The organism is Pseudomonas sp. JL23, from assembly GCF_056933585.1.
Genome location: NZ_CM167795.1, coordinates 83610 through 100032 on the forward strand (window position 1 = coordinate 83610; position 16423 = coordinate 100032).

Consider the following 16423-nt stretch of genomic DNA (forward strand, 5'->3'; position numbering starts at 1 on the left):
TGTGGCAGGCGGGCGGTGATACCTGCAATAGTTTATCGGGAAACTTCGAATTGTACGTTTATATAAATAAATATGCTTCTATCCGGCAAGTCGGTTGATATCTTTTTTGCATCTTGATGAACCCGGCGGTTCATCAAGTGAACTTCTCTAATTAAATGGAATTTAAAAGATGATTGACGAAACGTCGGTTGATTATATTCGTGACAATATGGCCCGCATGGTTGCCGATCAACAATCCCGTGGGCTTCTGAGCCAGGACGGTGCCGAGCTGATTCATCAGGTCATCTACGCCGAGCAGGCATCGGATGATGACGGCGTGGAGATCGGCAGCATCCATATGCCGCAACACGGCGGCGCAAACCTTAAGCGCCTGTTTGTGATTCGTGGGGCATCCGACCAGTACATTCTTTATGTGCCGGAGCAACCGCAATCGCCAGGTGATCGTATTTTCTATGAACATTACGATTGGAAGCGTACAGGTTATGTTCTGGGCGAATTTTTGGGTAAACCGGGCGGTCTGGATTACATGATAAATCTGGTGCCGGAAGACAAAGTCGATCGTGTGGCGAGTTATTTTGAGGAAGTCAGTCGACTGCCGTCGAGCTGGAGTGAAACCTCGATTATGTTCATGCCGGTGCAGGGCCAGACTTATCTGCACAAGATTCAAAGTATTGTAAGGCGTTGAATCAGTCAATGTGACGTCACTGTCTGAATTGCATCACCAATACGGTTGTGGGAGTGAATTCATTCGCGAAAGCGGTATTTCAGCCAATCAAAATGTACCGTCCCCTTCGCGAATGAATTCGCTCTCACAGAGTTCGCCCCTCAGAATTTACCCCATCACCCACTGTGTGTGCCGAGCGACAGCGCACTGTTCATCATTCCCCTGCATCACCGGCATGCCATCGCCCCCCTTCAGGTGTAGAATCGCCGGTATTCATCGCCAGTCATCCCCGGCGGGTTTATGAGCTCAAGCCGAGCGCCCGGTGATCCCGTTGCGTGCGGTTCCTTCGTTGCAGCGTTGACTGACGCGTGCAGATGAAGCCTACAGAAGCTCACTCCCTGTTCTGATTAGCCTTTTTTGCCGGAGTGCTCCAATGCCTGATTACCGCTCGAAAACGTCCACCCACGGCCGCAACATGGCTGGCGCACGTGCCTTGTGGCGCGCCACGGGCATGAAGGACGAAGATTTCAAGAAACCGATCATCGCCATCGCCAACTCCTTCACCCAGTTCGTGCCGGGTCACGTGCACCTCAAGGACCTCGGCCAACTGGTCGCCCGTGAGATCGAGCGCGCCGGTGGTGTGGCGAAGGAATTCAACACCATCGCGGTCGATGACGGTATCGCCATGGGCCATGACGGCATGCTGTATTCCCTGCCGAGCCGCGAAATCATCGCCGACTCCGTGGAATACATGGTCAACGCTCACTGCGCCGACGCTATCGTCTGCATCTCCAACTGCGACAAAATCACCCCCGGCATGCTCATGGCCGCTCTGCGCCTGAACATCCCAGTGGTGTTCGTCTCCGGCGGGCCGATGGAAGCGGGCAAGACCAAGCTGGCCAGCCATGGCCTGGACCTGGTCGACGCCATGGTCATCGCTGCCGACTCCAGCGCCAGTGATGAGAAAGTCGCCGAGTACGAGCGCAGCGCCTGCCCCACCTGTGGTTCGTGCTCCGGCATGTTCACCGCCAACTCGATGAACTGCCTGACCGAAGCCTTGGGCCTGGCCCTGCCGGGCAACGGTTCGGTGCTGGCGACCCACAGCGACCGCGAGCAACTGTTCCTGCGCGCCGGCCGCACCATTGTCGACCTGTGCAAACAGTACTACCAGGGCAACGACGACTCGGTGCTGCCGCGCAACATCGCCAACTTCAAGGCGTTCGAAAACGCCATGACGCTGGACATCGCCATGGGCGGCTCGACCAACACCATCCTGCACCTGCTGGCCGCTGCCCAGGAAGCCGAGATCCCGTTCGACCTGCGCGATATCGATCGCCTGTCGCGCAAAGTGCCGCAGCTGTGCAAAGTCGCGCCGAACATCCAGAAGTACCACATGGAAGACGTGCACCGCGCCGGTGGCATCATCAGCATCCTCGGCGAGCTGGCCCGTGGCGGCCTGCTGCACACCGAAATGCCGACCGTGCACAGCAAGACCATGAGCGAAGCCATCGCCAAGTGGGACATCACCCAGACCACCGATGAAGAGGTGCACACCTTCTTCAAGGCAGGCCCGGCCGGTATCCCGACTCAGGTTGCGTTCAGCCAGTCGACCCGTTGGGACACCCTGGACGACGACCGTGAAAACGGCTGCATCCGCAGTGTCGAGCACGCCTATTCGCAAGAAGGCGGCCTGGCCGTGCTGTACGGCAACATCGCTCTGGACGGCTGCGTAGTGAAAACCGCCGGTGTCGACGAGTCGATTCACGTCTTCGAAGGCAACGCCAAGATCTTCGAAAGCCAGGACAGCGCTGTACGCGGCATCCTCGCTGACGAAGTGAAAGCGGGCGACATCGTGATCATCCGTTACGAAGGCCCGAAAGGTGGCCCGGGCATGCAGGAAATGCTCTACCCGACGTCCTACCTGAAGTCCAAGGGCCTGGGCAAAGCCTGCGCACTGCTGACCGACGGCCGTTTCTCGGGCGGTACCTCGGGCCTTTCCATCGGCCACGCCTCGCCGGAAGCGGCAGCAGGCGGCGCCATCGGCCTGGTGCGCGACGGCGACAAAGTGCTGATCGACATCCCGAACCGTTCGATCAACCTGATGATCGACGACGCCGAGATGGCCCAGCGCCGTGCCGAGCAGGACAAGAAGGGCTGGAAACCGGTCGAGGCGCGTCCACGCAAAGTCACCACCGCCCTCAAGGCCTACGCCCTGTTGGCCACCAGCGCCGACAAGGGCGCCGTGCGGGACAAAGCGATGTTGGATAAGTTGGTGCCGTAAGGACTGACTCGCTGAGTTGATGTGGCTTTTGTGGGACCGGCTTTAGCCGGGAAGAGATGTAGCTGGCGAAAGAGATATATCGATACTGCCTGCGCCTTCCCGGCTGAAGCCGGTCCCACATGGGTGCTGTCAGTGACCCAGAGCTCTCGTGTGTTTCGCTCAAATAAAAACCGCCTGCATGCAGGCGGTTTTTTTAACTCTTCACACCGCCCGCTGTGCCTGAATCTGCTCCAGCTGATGATTGGCCAGACCTTTGGCCATATCGATCAGGTACATCGCCGCAAAGGGCAGATCGCGTTTGGAGCCGCTGTGCTGATCGCCGGATTCATAGACGACGGCTGCGGCGCAACGCAGGATCTCGTGTATGCGCAGCAGGGTTTCTTCGGTGGTGTGGGGTGGATCGGGGATTAACTTTTCAGTCATGAAGGTTTTCTCGCTGCGAATAGCCAGCCCTTCGTTGTTTCTCACGCGACAAAGGGGGTGGCGGCTGTGAAGCGGGGTGAGAAACCGGTGAGAAACCCAGACAAAAGACCCGGCCAGACCGAAGTCTGCCCGCCACAGCCGCCATAAAGCATCTGCCGCTAAACCACTCGGCAGAATAACGCGGTGAAGCTTGTACTGGATTTACGAACCGGGTTCTCACGCCCGACCACCGAATTTTCAGTGGCGGGACGCAGGCTAGTCCCGGAAATTCGCAGAAACAAGCGCTCGGGATTGTTTCGGAAATTTCACTCACGAGATAGAGAGCGGTCCTTCATATTCGTCACATTTCTTGTGGCGGGCGCAGCAAAAAACTGTGGGAGCGAGGCTTGCCCGCGAAGAGCCCGACACATCCGATACACCGTCTGCGCCTGGCAAATCGCATTCGCGGGCAAGCCTCGCTCCCACAGGGTCTATCTGGCTTTATTGGATGTCTTCAGGCTTGACGATGACCCAGTTCTTGTCAGCCGTCACCGGCAGACCTTCCTTGGCTTGCGCCTCGGCGTTGGACTTCATCATGCCGTCGATCTGCTTCATGTATTTGTCTTTGCGGTTGACCCACAGGTGCACGCCGCCTTTGCTGACGTCGACGCTGTGGAACAGCATGTAGCCGTCGCTGCTCGGGGTGTCGCCGCCGACCAGGACCGGTTTCTTCCATTGGTCGATGTAGGTCAGGATCGCTGCCTGTTTGCCAGCCATCCAGGTCGCCGGGGTCCACAGGTACGGGGTCAGTTCCAGGCCCATGTTGGCTTTCGGGTCGTATTTGCCAGCGCTGATCTGCTTGCGCGCGGTGGTCAGCTCGCCGGTCTTGCGATCCTTGAGCAGGGTGGTCACGCCAATCACGTTCTGCGGTTTGACGTTGTAGCCGTATTTCGGGTCGGCAGCGACCATGCGCACCAGCTCTTCGGAAGCGGCGGTCATCACATAGACCTCGATGCCGTTCTCCATCAGCTTGTTGTACAGCTCGGCTTGCCCGGTGAAGACTTTCGGCGGCTCGACGTTGATCTGCTTGACCACGTCGCCTTCGTAATAGGTGCTCGGCACTGGCTTGCCGGAGGCCATCAGCTCGTCCACATAGCCTTTGAGTTCTTGCAGGGTGAAGCCGGAGAACACTTGCGCGACCCATGGATAGCAGACCATGTCATCGACTTCGCACAGGCGGTAGTAGTAGCTGAACAGGCTTTCCTTGTGGTCAGCCGTGTCTTTGAAGGGGATCAGTTTCAGCGACGGGTCGAGTTTTTCCCGCGTCAACACGCCTTTGTTTTCCAGGAACGGTAGCAGGGACTCTTCCAGATCGTAGCGATAGCTGGTGTTGTCCATGTCAAAGACCGCGAAATTGCCCTTGTTGGCATTGGCGGCGATCATGGCGTCGAGCTGCTTGGCGGCAGCTTCCGGCCAGTGCTTCAACTCGGTGGCACCGGCCTGGCCGGCAAGGCCCAGACCCAAGCCTAAAGTGAGTGCGGCGGCTAGCAGTGTTGGCGCGAATTTCATATCCGTATCCCCTCCTACAAATAAAGGAGACCGACCGTAACAAAATCCTGTGACAGTTCAGGCACGTCAACGACCGCCTGCGTTCTGAGTGCGTCATGGCGAGAACCATTCGCGACAACAAGGTCAAAAACGACACTTTTGTTACAGTTTTAAATGCTTGACCTAAGCGCGCTCCCAGACCTCGAAGCTGTACGCAGGCTTGCCATCCGCAGCAGGATTCGCTGTATCGGAAACCAACTTCCACTGCTGCGGATCGAACTCGGGGAACCAGGCATCGCCTTCGGGACTCAATGCCACGCGGGTCAGGTACAGGCGATCGGCGTCGGGCAGGCCTTGGGCATATAACTGTGCACCACCAATCAACATCACTTCGTCGGCACCCTGCTCCTGTGCCCATGTTTCGGCGCGAGCGACGGCGGCCTCCAGTGAGGTGAAGACTTCAGCGCCTTCCAGTTGCAGGTCGGCCTGGCGGGTGACCACCAGATTGAGGCGACCGGGCAGCGGGCGACCGAGGGAATCCCAAGTCTTGCGGCCCATGATGATCGGCTTGCCGAGGGTCGTGGCCTTGAAATACTTGAAATCCCCCGGCAAATGCCAGGGCATGGAATTGTCGACGCCGATCACCCGGTTTTCACCGAGAGCGGCAATCAGGCTGAGGGGGAGATGTCTTTTCATGGCGGCGAGAATAACACTGCGTGGGTGTGCAGCGGGTATGCTCCAGCTTAAGAGGTCTGTTGGAGCGAGGCTTGCCCGCGAAACAGGCGACGTGGAGTGTCTGGAGCACCGCATCGGGTTCTTCGCGGGCAAGCCCGGCTCCAACAAGACCGCATTGATTCGAGGATTTGTGTGACTGCTTTAACCCCACTCGACACTCTCTGGCTCACCGAAACCATCCGCCTGCGCGAAGAGCAGGCCGGGGCGTTGGAGGATCAGGAAGCCAATCGCCGCGCCCGCGCCGAGGGCGGTGACCTGCGTACGCGGATCATCCGCCGCGCGCTGTGGCTGGCCGAGCGTGATGGCCTGACCGGGGCGCTGCGTCACTGGCAGCAGGGTGCGCGCCTGGCGTTGCTGGCGCTGTTGGTCGTCGCGCTATTGAGCGGTGCGGGTCTGGCGTTGGCAGCCATGGGCGACGGTCAGCATCCGGTCAATGTGTTTTGGGCCCTGGGCAGCTTGTTGGGGCTGAACCTGATTCTGCTGCTGGGCTGGTTGGCGGGCCTGCTGCTGGCCGGTGAACACGGCGCCATTCTTGGGCGCCTGTGGTTGTGGCTCAGTGACAAGCTCGCCCGTGATGCCAGGGCCGCGCAACTGGCGCCGGCGCTATTGGTGCTGCTACAACGCCAACGGCTGAATCGCTGGGCGTTGGGCCTGTTGGTCAACAGCCTGTGGACAGTGGCGTTGCTCTGCGCCCTGGCGTTGATGCTGTTGTTGATGGCGACGCGGCGGTACGGCTTTGTCTGGGAGACCACCATTCTCGGCAGCGACACCTTCGTCCACCTGACCCAGGCCCTCGGCGCGTTGCCTGCGCTGCTGGGCTTTGGCGTACCCGATGAAAGCCTGATCCGCGCCAGTGGCGATGGCAGCATCGAAGCGGCCCGCCAGCTTTGGGCGACCTGGCTGGTGGGCGTGTTGCTGGTCTACGGCATCCTGCCGCGCCTGCTATTGGCCTTGTTGTGCCTGTGGCGTTGGCGACGGGGGCGTGACCAGTTGGCCCTGGACCTCAATCTGCCCGGCTACGGCACTCTGCGCGAGCGGCTGATGCCCAGTAGCGAGCGCCTGGGGGTGAATGATCCGGCACCGGCTGCCCTGCATCAGGTGCCCAGCGGCGTCTCGGCGCAGGACAGCGATGGCGCTGTGCTCGTCGCCATCGAACTGGACGAGCAACGCAGCTGGCCGCCCGCTTTGCCAAAAACCATTGCCGATGCCGGAGTTCTCGACAGCCGCGAGTCACGCAAGAAACTCCTCGATCAATTGACCCGCTTCCCCCCTGCCCGCCTGGCCATCGCCTGTGACCCGCGGCGCTCGCCGGACCGGGGCAGCCTGGCGCTGATCGCCGAACTGGCCCGTTGTGCCACCGCTACACGGGTCTGGCTTTTACCTGCACCTGCCGGGCAGGCGCTGGACTCCGCGCGTCTCAGCGACTGGCATGAGGCCCTGCAACAACTGCAATTGCCATGGGCCGACAGCGCGCCGCTGAGCTGGCTGGAGAAGGGTCATGACTAAAGCCTTGAAGCTCGCCGTGGTCGGCCATACCAATGTCGGCAAGACCTCGCTGCTGCGCACCCTGACTCGCGACGTAGGCTTTGGCGAAGTCTCCCACCGGCCCAGCACTACGCGGCATGTCGAAGGCGCGCGGCTGTCGGTGGACGGCGAGGCGCTGTTGGAGCTGTACGACACTCCGGGCCTTGAAGACGCCATCGCCCTGCTCGACTATCTGGAAAACCTGGATCGCCCTGGCGAACGTCTGGATGGCCCGGCCCGTCTGGCGCGGTTTCTTGATGGCAGCGAAGCCCGGCAACGCTTCGAACAGGAAGCCAAGGTGCTGCGTCAGCTGCTGACCTGCGATGCCGGGCTGTATGTCATCGATGCCCGTGAGCCGGTGTTGGCCAAATACCGCGATGAGTTGGCGGTGCTGGCCGGCTGCGGCAAGCCTTTGCTGCCGGTGTTGAACTTCGTCAGCAGTGCCGGGCACCGCGAGCCGCAATGGCGCGAGGCCCTGGCCCGGTTGGGCCTGCATGCACTGGTGCGTTTCGACAGCGTGGCGCCGCCGGAAGACGGCGAGCGGCGGCTGTATGAAAATCTGATGTTGTTGCTCGAACATGCGCGGGATCAGTTGCAGCGCCTGATCGTCGATATTGAAGCCCAGCGTCAGGCCCGTTGGCAGGGCGCGAGCCATCTGATCGCCGAGCTGCTGATTGACTGCGCTGCCTGTCGGCGCAGCGTGGTGACCGAGGCGGGCCAGATGCAACAGGCCATCGATGAGCTGCGCAAGAGCATTCGTCATCGCGAGCAGCGTTGTGTCGAGTCCTTGCTCAAGCTCTATGCCTTTCGCACCCAGGACGCTGCCGCAGCGGACTTACCTTTGCTCGACGGGCGCTGGGGTGATGACTTGTTCAACCCGGAAACCCTCAAGCAGCTTGGCGTGCGAGTCGGCGGCGGCATTGCTGCGGGGGCGGCGGCCGGGGCTGGAGTCGATCTGTTGGTCGGCGGTATCACCCTGGGGGCGGCGGCACTGGTCGGTGCCTTGGCCGGGGGCGCACTGCAAACTGCACGCAGCTACGGCTCGCGGCTGTTGGGCAAGCTCAAGGGCCAGCGCGAATTGACGGTGGATGATGCGGTACTGCGCCTGCTGGCCTTGCGTCAGCGGCAACTGCTGCAAGCGCTCAATGTCCGTGGCCATGCGGCCATGGAGCGCATCCAACTCGACGGCCCGCAGGATAAAACCTGGCGCGAAGGCAAGCTGCCCGAGGCCTTGCGCAAGGCCCGCGCTCACCCGCAATGGTCGTCGCTCAACCCTCAGTCGAAGCTGGGTCAGGCCGAGCGTCAGGAGCAGATCAGCGAGCTGGCCCGGCACATTACCCCCGACCGGTAGTCGCATCTGGCATTTTGCAGTATTGCAAATGCCCGGCGCCCGGTATGATCGCGCGCCCTGATACACCCGGAACCGGACCTGATGAAACCCACCCTGATCGCCGCCGCAGAGCTCGACCGTCTTGAGACCTGGCAGAAATACTCCAGTTACATGTGCGGAGGCTGCGTGTCCAGCTGCTGCACGTTGCCCGTGGAAGCGAAGATCAAGGACCTGATCCGGATCGGTATCGTCGACGAGTTCGAACAGGGCGATAACCCGAAGAACATCGCCAAGCGCCTGCAAAAGGAAGGTGTCGTCGAGCGCTTCAATCAGAAGACGGGGATCTTCACGTTGCAGCGCATGAGCAACAACGATTGCTTGTACCTGGACCGCAAGAGCCGCCTGTGCACCATCTACGACAAGCGCCCGGACACCTGCCGCAACCACCCAAAGATCGGCCCGCGCCCTGGCTATTGCGCCTACAAGCCCAAGGAAGTGGTACGTCAGGACCACGGCACCCTGAATGCCAATTCGGGTCGGGTGCCGATCAAGTTCTGACCGTTGTGGACTTGTGGGACCGGCTTTAGCCGGGAAAGCGTCGGTAATGTCGATAGAGGTGCCGCAGCTGTACCGGCGTCTTCCCGGCTAAAGCCGGTCCCACAGGTATTATCAAACAGCAAAAAAAACGCCCCCGGTCGTAAGGCCGGGGGCGTTTTTGTTCAGCCAGGACTAATGATCAGATCTTGGCTTTCTTGGCAGCGCGGGTACGCTCGCTTTCGTCGAGGATCTTCTTGCGAAGACGGATCGACTTAGGCGTGACTTCGCACAGCTCGTCTTCCTGGATGTATTCCAGAGCCTGTTCCAGAGTGAATTTCACCGGTGGAACCAGAGCGATGGTTTCGTCTTTACCCGAAGCACGCATGTTGTCGAGCTTCTTGCCCTTGGTAGGGTTGACGCCCAGGTCGTTGTCACGGCTGTTCTGACCAACGATCTGGCCGTTGTAGATTTCCTGACCGTGTTCAACGAACAGCTTGCCACGCGCCTGCAGGGTTTCCAGGGAGTAGGTCAGTGCCTTGCCGGTCTCAACCGATACCAGTACGCCGTTCTGACGGCCTGACATGTGGCCCGACTTGACGGTGTCGTAGCGATCGAAGATCGAGGTCAGGATGCCAGCACCGTTGGTCAGGGTCAGGAACTGGTTACGGAAACCGATCAGACCGCGAGCAGGGATGTTGTATTCCAGACGAACACGGCCCTTGCCATCCGGCACCATGTTGCTCAGGTCGCCTTTACGCAGACCCATTTCTTCCATGACCTTGCCCTGCGCTTCTTCAGGGATGTCGATGGTGACGTTTTCGTACGGTTCTTGCTTGACGCCGTCGACTTCACGAATGATCACTTCAGGACGGCCCAGGGCCAGTTCGAAGCCTTCGCGACGCATGGTTTCGATCAGAACCGAGAGGTGCAGCTCACCACGGCCGGAAACCTTGAACTTGTCAGCCGAGTCGCCTTCTTCAACGCGCAGTGCAACGTTGTACAGCAGCTCTTTGTCCAGACGGTCCTTGATGTTACGGGACGTCACGAACTTGCCTTCTTTACCGCAGAATGGCGAGTCGTTGACCTGGAAGGTCATGGAAACGGTTGGCTCGTCAACGGTCAGAGGCTTCATCGCCTCGACGTTCAGCGGGTCGCACAGAGTGTCGGAGATGAACAGCTCTTCGAAGCCGCTGATGCAGACGATGTCGCCGGCAGCTGCTTCTTCGACGTCTACACGGTGCAGACCGTGGTGACCCATCAGCTTGAGGATACGACCGTTGCGACGCTTGCCGTCAGCGCTGATCGCCACAACCGGGGTGTTCGGCTTGACGCGACCGCGAGCGATACGGCCAACACCGATGACGCCCAGGAAGCTGTTGTAGTCCAGTGCCGAGATTTGCATCTGGAAAGGACCGTCACGGTCAACTTTCGGCGCAGGAACGTGATCCACGACCGCCTGGTACAGCGGGGTCATGTCTTCGGCCATGTCGGTGTGATCCAGACCGGCGATGCCGTTGATCGCCGAGGCGTAGACGACTTGGAAGTCCAGTTGCTCTTCGGTAGCACCCAGGTTGTCGAACAGGTCGAAGATCTGGTCCAGAACCCAATCCGGACGCGCGCCTGGACGGTCAACCTTGTTGATGACCACGATTGGACGCAGGCCGGCTTCGAAAGCCTTCTTGGTCACGAAACGGGTTTGCGGCATAGGGCCGTCTTGAGCGTCAACCAGCAGCAGAACGGAGTCGACCATCGACATTACGCGCTCTACTTCACCACCGAAGTCGGCGTGGCCCGGGGTGTCGACGATGTTGATGTGGTAGCCATTCCAGTTGATCGCGGTGTTCTTCGCGAGAATGGTAATACCGCGCTCTTTTTCCTGGTCGTTGGAGTCCATCACGCGCTCGTCGTTGAGCTCGTTACGCTCAAGGGTACCGGACTGGCGCAGCAGCTTGTCGACGAGGGTGGTTTTACCATGGTCAACGTGAGCAATGATGGCGATGTTGCGTAGATTTTCGATCACTTGTGTATCTCGATCAGAGGATTCGGTCAGCTGTCAGCAAGGCAGGCAGCGATTAACAGGTAGAGTCGGCCAAGGCCGTTACGGCTTGACGACAAGCGTCGGGGGGCCGGTGACGCAAGCCACAGGCAAACAGCCCCGGGCACTTAGCTCGGTCGATAAACGCGCACATTGGCATGCCCCTCACTGAGCAAATGGTGAGCATGCAGGCGGCTCATGACGCCTTTGTCGCAATACAACAGGTACTGGCGAGTTTCATCCAGTTCCTTGAAACGGCTGTTCAGTGCGTAGAACGGCAGTGTCTGTATCTCAATGCCGGGCAGTTGCAGCGGCTGGTCTTCCTGGGCATCCGGATGACGGATGTCGAGAATGACCTGCCCGGCCAGTGCCTGGCTGACTTCTTCTATTTCGACATCCTTGCTCAGATCGTCGATGACGCGATCGATCGTGACCAGTCTGGCGCGTTCGAGCGCACGCTCGAGAATCGCCATGTCGAATTGTTTTTCTTCGTACTCAACGCGGTTGCGCTTGGCGTTGGTCTTGGGGTTGACCGAAATCACCCCGCAATACTCAGGCATGTGTCGGGCGAAGTCGGCAGTGCCGATCTCGATCGCCTGATCGATGATGTCCTGTTTGTGACTGGTGACCAGAGGCCGCAGCACCAGTTTGTCGGTCGCCGAGTCGATCAGCGACAGATTGGGCAGCGTCTGGCTGGACACCTGGGAAATCGCTTCGCCGGTAACCAGCACGTCGATTTCCAGGCGATCGGCAACAGACGAGGCTGCGCGCAACATCATACGCTTCAAAACCACGCCCATATGACTGTTGTCGACTTTTTCGAGAATTTCTCCAAGAACTTCCTCGAACGGTACGCTGACGAACAGCACGCGCTGGGAGCTGCCGAACTTCTTCCAGATGAAATGGGCCACTTCCATCACGCCCAGTTCATGGGCGCGACCACCGAGGTTGAAGAAGCAGAAGTGCGCCATAAGCCCACGGCGCATGACCTGGTAGGCCGCAACCGTGGAGTCGAAACCGCCGGACATCAGCACCAGCGTCTGTTCAAGGGCGCCAAGCGGGTAGCCGCCCATGCCATCGTGCTGGCTGTGAACGACGAACAACCGTTGGTCGCGAATTTCCATGCGCACTTCGATTTGCGGCTTGCGCAGCTCGATTCCGGCGGCCCCGCACTGACGGCGCAACTGGCTGCCGACGTACTTTTCCACGTCCATCGAACTGAACGGATGCTTGCCCGCGCGCTTGCAGCGCACCGAAAACATCTTGCCCGGCAGCAGATCACCGTAGTGCAGCTTGCACTTGGCAACCACATCGTCCATGTCGCCCAGCGGGTATTCGGCCACCTGGAGGAAATTGGCGATGCCCGGCATGCAGCGCAGGCACTCGTTTATTTCCTCGAGCTTCTTCGGCTCGGTGAGCTGGGTCTCGACTTCGAGGTTGTCCCAAACGCCACCCACCACCACGTCCGGGTCTACTTCACGCAGGACCGTACGGATGTTCTTGGCCAGCTGGCGGATGAACTTCTTGCGCACCGGCGGGCTTTTGATAGTGATTTCTGGGAAAACTTTAACGATTAGTTTCATGGAAACAGCGCGCGAGGTGCCAGCCGAAAAAGAGGGGGCGGGATTATAGCGGAAATTGCTCAAGGTTTAACCAGTTATCGTGCGACCAATCATCGACGCACCAAAATGGATCTGTCGTGCAATATTTAGGTCCATTTTGGTGCGTGTATTTTCAGAAAAAACTGATTTGACGGCTAAATCGCCAGTGTTTCAGGTAAAAAACCCATCTCGGGGCACTGGCATGCAATTTGCTCCCTTGTGAGGCAGGTTGCCTTGGCCGACTATCGCGCCCGGCATCACCCAAATTAAAGGGCTCACTACTACCCAGCCCTCATTCACCCCGGAGGACAGCATGTCGAAGTCGGTTCAACTCATCAAAGATCATGACGTTAAGTGGATTGATCTGCGCTTCACGGACACCAAAGGCACTCAGCACCACGTGACCATGCCGGCTCGCGATGCGCTGGAAGACGACTTCTTCGAAGTCGGCAAGATGTTCGACGGCTCCTCCATCTCCGGCTGGAAAGGCATCGAAGCTTCCGACATGATCCTGCTGCCAGACGACGAAACTGCCGTACTGGACCCGTTCACCGAAGAGCCGACCCTGATCCTGGTTTGCGACATCATCGAACCTTCGACCATGCAAGGTTACGATCGCGACCCACGCGCCATCGCTCACCGCGCCGAGGAATACCTGAAGTCCACTGGTATCGGTGACACGGTATTCGCCGGTCCAGAGCCAGAATTCTTCATCTTCGACGAAGTGAAATTCAAATCCGACATCTCCGGTTCCATGTTCAAGATCTACTCCGAACAAGGTTCCTGGATGTCCGACGCTGACATCGAAGGCGGTAACAAGGGCCACCGTCCAGGTATCAAAGGCGGCTACTTCCCGGTTCCACCGTTCGACCACGACCACGAAATCCGCACCGCAATGTGCAACGCTCTGGAAGAAATGGGCCAGGTCGTAGAAGTTCACCACCACGAAGTGGCGACTGCTGGTCAGAACGAAATCGGCGTGCGCTTCAACACCCTGGTTAAAAAGGCTGACGAAGTTCAGACCCTGAAATACGTTGTTCACAACGTTGCAGACGCCTACGGCCGTACCGCTACCTTCATGCCTAAGCCTCTGTACGGCGATAACGGTTCGGGTATGCACGTTCACATGTCCATCGCCAAAGATGGCAAGAACACCTTCGCTGGCGAAGGCTATGCCGGTCTGTCCGACACCGCCCTGTACTTCATCGGCGGTATCATCAAACACGGTAAGGCGCTGAACGGCTTCACCAACCCTGCGACCAATTCCTACAAGCGTCTGGTTCCAGGCTTCGAAGCTCCGGTCATGCTGGCCTACTCGGCGCGTAACCGCTCCGCTTCGATCCGTATTCCTTACGTCTCCAGCCCACGTGGCCGTCGTATCGAAGCACGCTTCCCGGATCCAGCAGCCAACCCGTACCTGGCTTTCGCTGCTCTGTTGATGGCTGGCCTGGACGGCATCCAGAACAAGATCCACCCTGGCGATGCAGCTGACAAAAACCTGTACGACCTGCCGCCAGAAGAAGCAGCAGAGATCCCACAAGTTTGCGGCAGCCTGAAAGAAGCCCTGGAAGAGCTGGACAAAGGTCGTGCGTTCCTGACCAAAGGCGGCGTTTTCAGCGATGATTTCATCGACGCTTACATCGCTCTCAAAAGCGAAGAAGAAATCAAGGTACGTACTTTCGTACACCCACTGGAATACGAGCTGTACTACAGCTGCTAATCCGGTCGAGTCAGCGCAAGCTGCTTGAACAAGAGGCCTCCTTCGGGAGGCCTTTTTTATGGGTGTGGTAAATAGGTATGGGCTTTTTCCGATTTTCTTTGGCACCCTTGTGTTCTGCATTTCGGCACAGGATGGAGCACCACCATGCGTTCGCTTTTTCTCGCTGTTTCCCTTTCGACCCTTGCCTGTCTGTCCATGACGGGCTGCGCCACACAAAAGAGCCCGGCTGAGCTGGATGCCCTGCTCGGCGTAATCGGCGAGCGCCTGACCATTGCCGACCCAGTGGCCCTGAGCAAATGGGACAGTGGCAAGCCGGTGGAGGATCTGCCCCGCGAACAGCAGGTCATCGACGGTGCCGGTGCTCGCGCGGTCGAGTTCGAGCTGGACCGCAACGATGTACAGCAGCTGTTCCGAGCCCAGATCGAAGCCAACAAGCTGGTTCAGAACGCCCTGCTCGCCCAGTGGCATGCCGCAGGCGCCGCGCCTGCCCTGCCACGTCGCAGCCTGACCGACGATATCCGACCGCAACTGGATATCCTGCAAACCCGCCTGCTGCAGACCTACAGCGCCTTCGTGCCCCTGCGCAAAGATCCGCATTGCCAGGCGTGGCTGGATGCTGCACGGCAGCGGCATGCCACTGATGCCATTCATGATCAGGGGCTGGTTCGCGCGACCTTGGGGTTGTGTGCTGGCAACTGAGTGGGACCGGCTTTAGCCGGGAAAGCGTCGGCGGGATCGATACATTTGTACCGCCTGCCATATTGCCTTCCCGGCTAAAGCCGGTCCCACCAGGGGTCGTGTTGTTTGTGTGATGGCGCAGTATGTCTGCCACCCCTACATGATGTGTTCTATGCTGGCGCCTCGTGGCTCGCAGTTGCCCGCACTACCGTTTTCCGGAGACCCCATGCGTCGAAGTCTTGTCTGGCTGTTGTTACTGGTCGCCCTGCCCGCTGCTGCGCAGATCTACAAATACACCGATGCTGAAGGCAACACCGCTTACAGCAACCAGCCGCCCGCTGGCACAAAAGCCCAGGAGGTCGAGCTGCCACCGCTGCCGACTATCAACACCGTCAAGCCCGCGCCTGTAGTGCCCGCCGCGCCGACCACTCCTGCCGCGTCCTCGGGTCAGCAGTACACGGTGCTTGAGCTGACCGACCTGCCCGACGATGAAGCATTGCGCGCCAATAACGGCAACTTCACGGTGGGCGTGAAGATCCGGCCGAAACTGGACCCCGGCTTCATGTTCCAGCTGCTGGTCGACGGCAAGCCGTATGGTCAGCCGACCAACGTGCCGCGCCTGCAGGTGATCAATATCGACCGCGGTGAACATAGCCTTGCCGTGCAGGTGCTCGACAGCAAGCGCGTGGTTCAGCAAAGCCCGACCGTCACCCTCAGCGTGCAGCGAGCCCATGTCGGCAAACCTTGACGTGCGTGCCCTGCTGCTATGCCTGCTGTTGTTCTGGATGTTGCCTGCGGCGGCCGATGTCTTTACTTACATTGACGCCAACGGTAATCGGGTCTTTACCGATCAGCCGAAGAAGGGCGCCAAGCGCGTCGAGATCCCGCCGACCAATAACCTGACCGGCACCCCGCCCGCGCAAAAGGCACCCGCCACGGCAAAAGCGGCCAAGCCCAAGCCAGTGTTTCATTACCAGCTGTTGCGCATCCTGGTGCCGGAACCGGATGCAACGATCCGCAGCATGGAGGGTAATCTGATCGTCACTGTAACCAGCGAGCCCGCCTTGCAGGACAGCCATGTCTATCGCCTGCTGCTCGATGGCCAGCCGGTGGGCGATAGTGGGCGCAGCCCGGTGTTTCCTTTGAGCAACATTGATCGCGGCACTCATCAGCTCTCAGTGGAAATCGTCGATGAGCTGGGCCGGGTCGTCGAGCGAACCCCCAACCAGCCGTTCCATATGCAACGCACAAGTCTGGCGCAGAAACGCCAGGCGCATCCCTGTAAGGAAGGCGATTACGGTGTGCGGCCGGAATGCCCGCTGGTGCTCAAGCCTGCCGATTGACGAGGGTGCTGGCCCAACGAACTGA

The 16423-nt window shown here is 59.4% G+C and carries 14 protein-coding genes; 9 read left to right on the plus strand and 5 right to left on the minus strand.

What is annotated here, in order from left to right:
- Nucleotides 1-169: 169 nt before the first annotated feature.
- Both AC1Z24_RS00405 and ilvD read left to right on the plus strand, forming a co-directional pair.
- Entirely contained in the window at nucleotides 170-685 is a 516-nt protein-coding gene (locus tag AC1Z24_RS00405; protein WP_483744146.1) for a dermonecrotic toxin domain-containing protein, read from the plus strand.
- Between the two features lie 412 nt (nucleotides 686-1097).
- A complete protein-coding gene (gene ilvD, locus AC1Z24_RS00410; protein WP_483744147.1) occupies nucleotides 1098-2945 on the plus strand; it encodes a dihydroxy-acid dehydratase in 1848 nt (615 codons plus the stop codon).
- A gap of 201 nt (nucleotides 2946-3146) precedes the next feature.
- Here the strand turns inward: ilvD and AC1Z24_RS00415 are convergent, their stop codons facing one another.
- From AC1Z24_RS00415 to AC1Z24_RS00425, 3 genes are all read right to left on the minus strand, one after another.
- A complete protein-coding gene (locus tag AC1Z24_RS00415; RefSeq protein ID WP_483744148.1) occupies nucleotides 3147-3368 on the minus strand; it encodes a DUF6124 family protein in 222 nt (73 codons plus the stop codon).
- Between the two features lie 480 nt (nucleotides 3369-3848).
- The gene (locus AC1Z24_RS00420) at nucleotides 3849-4916 is read right to left on the minus strand and encodes an HAD family hydrolase (RefSeq protein ID WP_483744149.1); all 1068 of its coding nucleotides are present in this window, start codon (nucleotides 4914-4916) and stop codon (nucleotides 3849-3851) included.
- Between the two features lie 162 nt (nucleotides 4917-5078).
- A complete protein-coding gene (locus tag AC1Z24_RS00425) occupies nucleotides 5079-5591 on the minus strand; it encodes a dihydrofolate reductase (RefSeq protein WP_483744150.1) in 513 nt (170 codons plus the stop codon).
- A 171-nt stretch (nucleotides 5592-5762) separates the two neighbouring features.
- Between AC1Z24_RS00425 and AC1Z24_RS00430 the strand changes: the two genes are divergently transcribed.
- The 3 genes from AC1Z24_RS00430 (at nucleotide 5763) to AC1Z24_RS00440 (ending at nucleotide 9042) form a co-directional block, all read left to right on the plus strand.
- Nucleotides 5763-7136 carry a DUF2868 domain-containing protein gene (locus AC1Z24_RS00430; RefSeq protein ID WP_483744151.1) on the plus strand — a complete coding sequence of 458 codons (1374 nt, stop codon included), beginning with the start codon at nucleotides 5763-5765 and terminating at the stop codon, nucleotides 7134-7136.
- The gene (locus AC1Z24_RS00435; RefSeq protein ID WP_483744152.1) at nucleotides 7129-8505 is read left to right on the plus strand and encodes a GTPase/DUF3482 domain-containing protein; all 1377 of its coding nucleotides are present in this window, start codon (nucleotides 7129-7131) and stop codon (nucleotides 8503-8505) included. The genes AC1Z24_RS00430 and AC1Z24_RS00435 overlap by 8 nt, the downstream gene beginning before the upstream one ends.
- Nucleotides 8506-8586: 81 nt before the next feature.
- Complete coding sequence (locus tag AC1Z24_RS00440) at nucleotides 8587-9042, plus strand: YkgJ family cysteine cluster protein (RefSeq protein ID WP_259101158.1); 456 nt, start codon at nucleotides 8587-8589, stop codon at nucleotides 9040-9042.
- Nucleotides 9043-9220: 178 nt separating this feature from the next.
- Here the strand turns inward: AC1Z24_RS00440 and typA are convergent, their stop codons facing one another.
- On the minus strand, nucleotides 9221-11041 hold the full coding sequence (typA, locus tag AC1Z24_RS00445) for a translational GTPase TypA (protein WP_259101161.1): 1821 nt from the start codon (nucleotides 11039-11041) through the stop codon (nucleotides 9221-9223).
- Nucleotides 11042-11184: 143 nt separating this feature from the next.
- A complete protein-coding gene (gene thiI, locus AC1Z24_RS00450) occupies nucleotides 11185-12639 on the minus strand; it encodes a tRNA uracil 4-sulfurtransferase ThiI (RefSeq protein WP_483744153.1) in 1455 nt (484 codons plus the stop codon).
- A gap of 331 nt (nucleotides 12640-12970) precedes the next feature.
- Here thiI and glnA point away from each other — a divergent pair, with 331 nt between their 5' ends.
- From glnA to AC1Z24_RS00470, 4 genes are all read left to right on the plus strand, one after another.
- Nucleotides 12971-14377 carry a glutamate--ammonia ligase gene (gene glnA / locus AC1Z24_RS00455; RefSeq protein ID WP_259101166.1) on the plus strand — a complete coding sequence of 469 codons (1407 nt, stop codon included), beginning with the start codon at nucleotides 12971-12973 and terminating at the stop codon, nucleotides 14375-14377.
- 144 nt (nucleotides 14378-14521) lie between these two features.
- On the plus strand, nucleotides 14522-15076 hold the full coding sequence (locus AC1Z24_RS00460) for a chorismate mutase (RefSeq protein WP_483744154.1): 555 nt from the start codon (nucleotides 14522-14524) through the stop codon (nucleotides 15074-15076).
- A 205-nt stretch (nucleotides 15077-15281) separates the two neighbouring features.
- Nucleotides 15282-15803: a DUF4124 domain-containing protein gene (locus AC1Z24_RS00465; RefSeq protein WP_259101169.1), complete on the plus strand. Its 522-nt coding sequence runs from the start codon at nucleotides 15282-15284 to the stop codon at nucleotides 15801-15803.
- 1 nt (nucleotide 15804) lies between these two features.
- The gene (locus AC1Z24_RS00470) at nucleotides 15805-16398 is read left to right on the plus strand and encodes a DUF4124 domain-containing protein (RefSeq protein WP_483746762.1); all 594 of its coding nucleotides are present in this window, start codon (nucleotides 15805-15807) and stop codon (nucleotides 16396-16398) included.
- Nucleotides 16399-16423 lie beyond the last annotated feature (25 nt).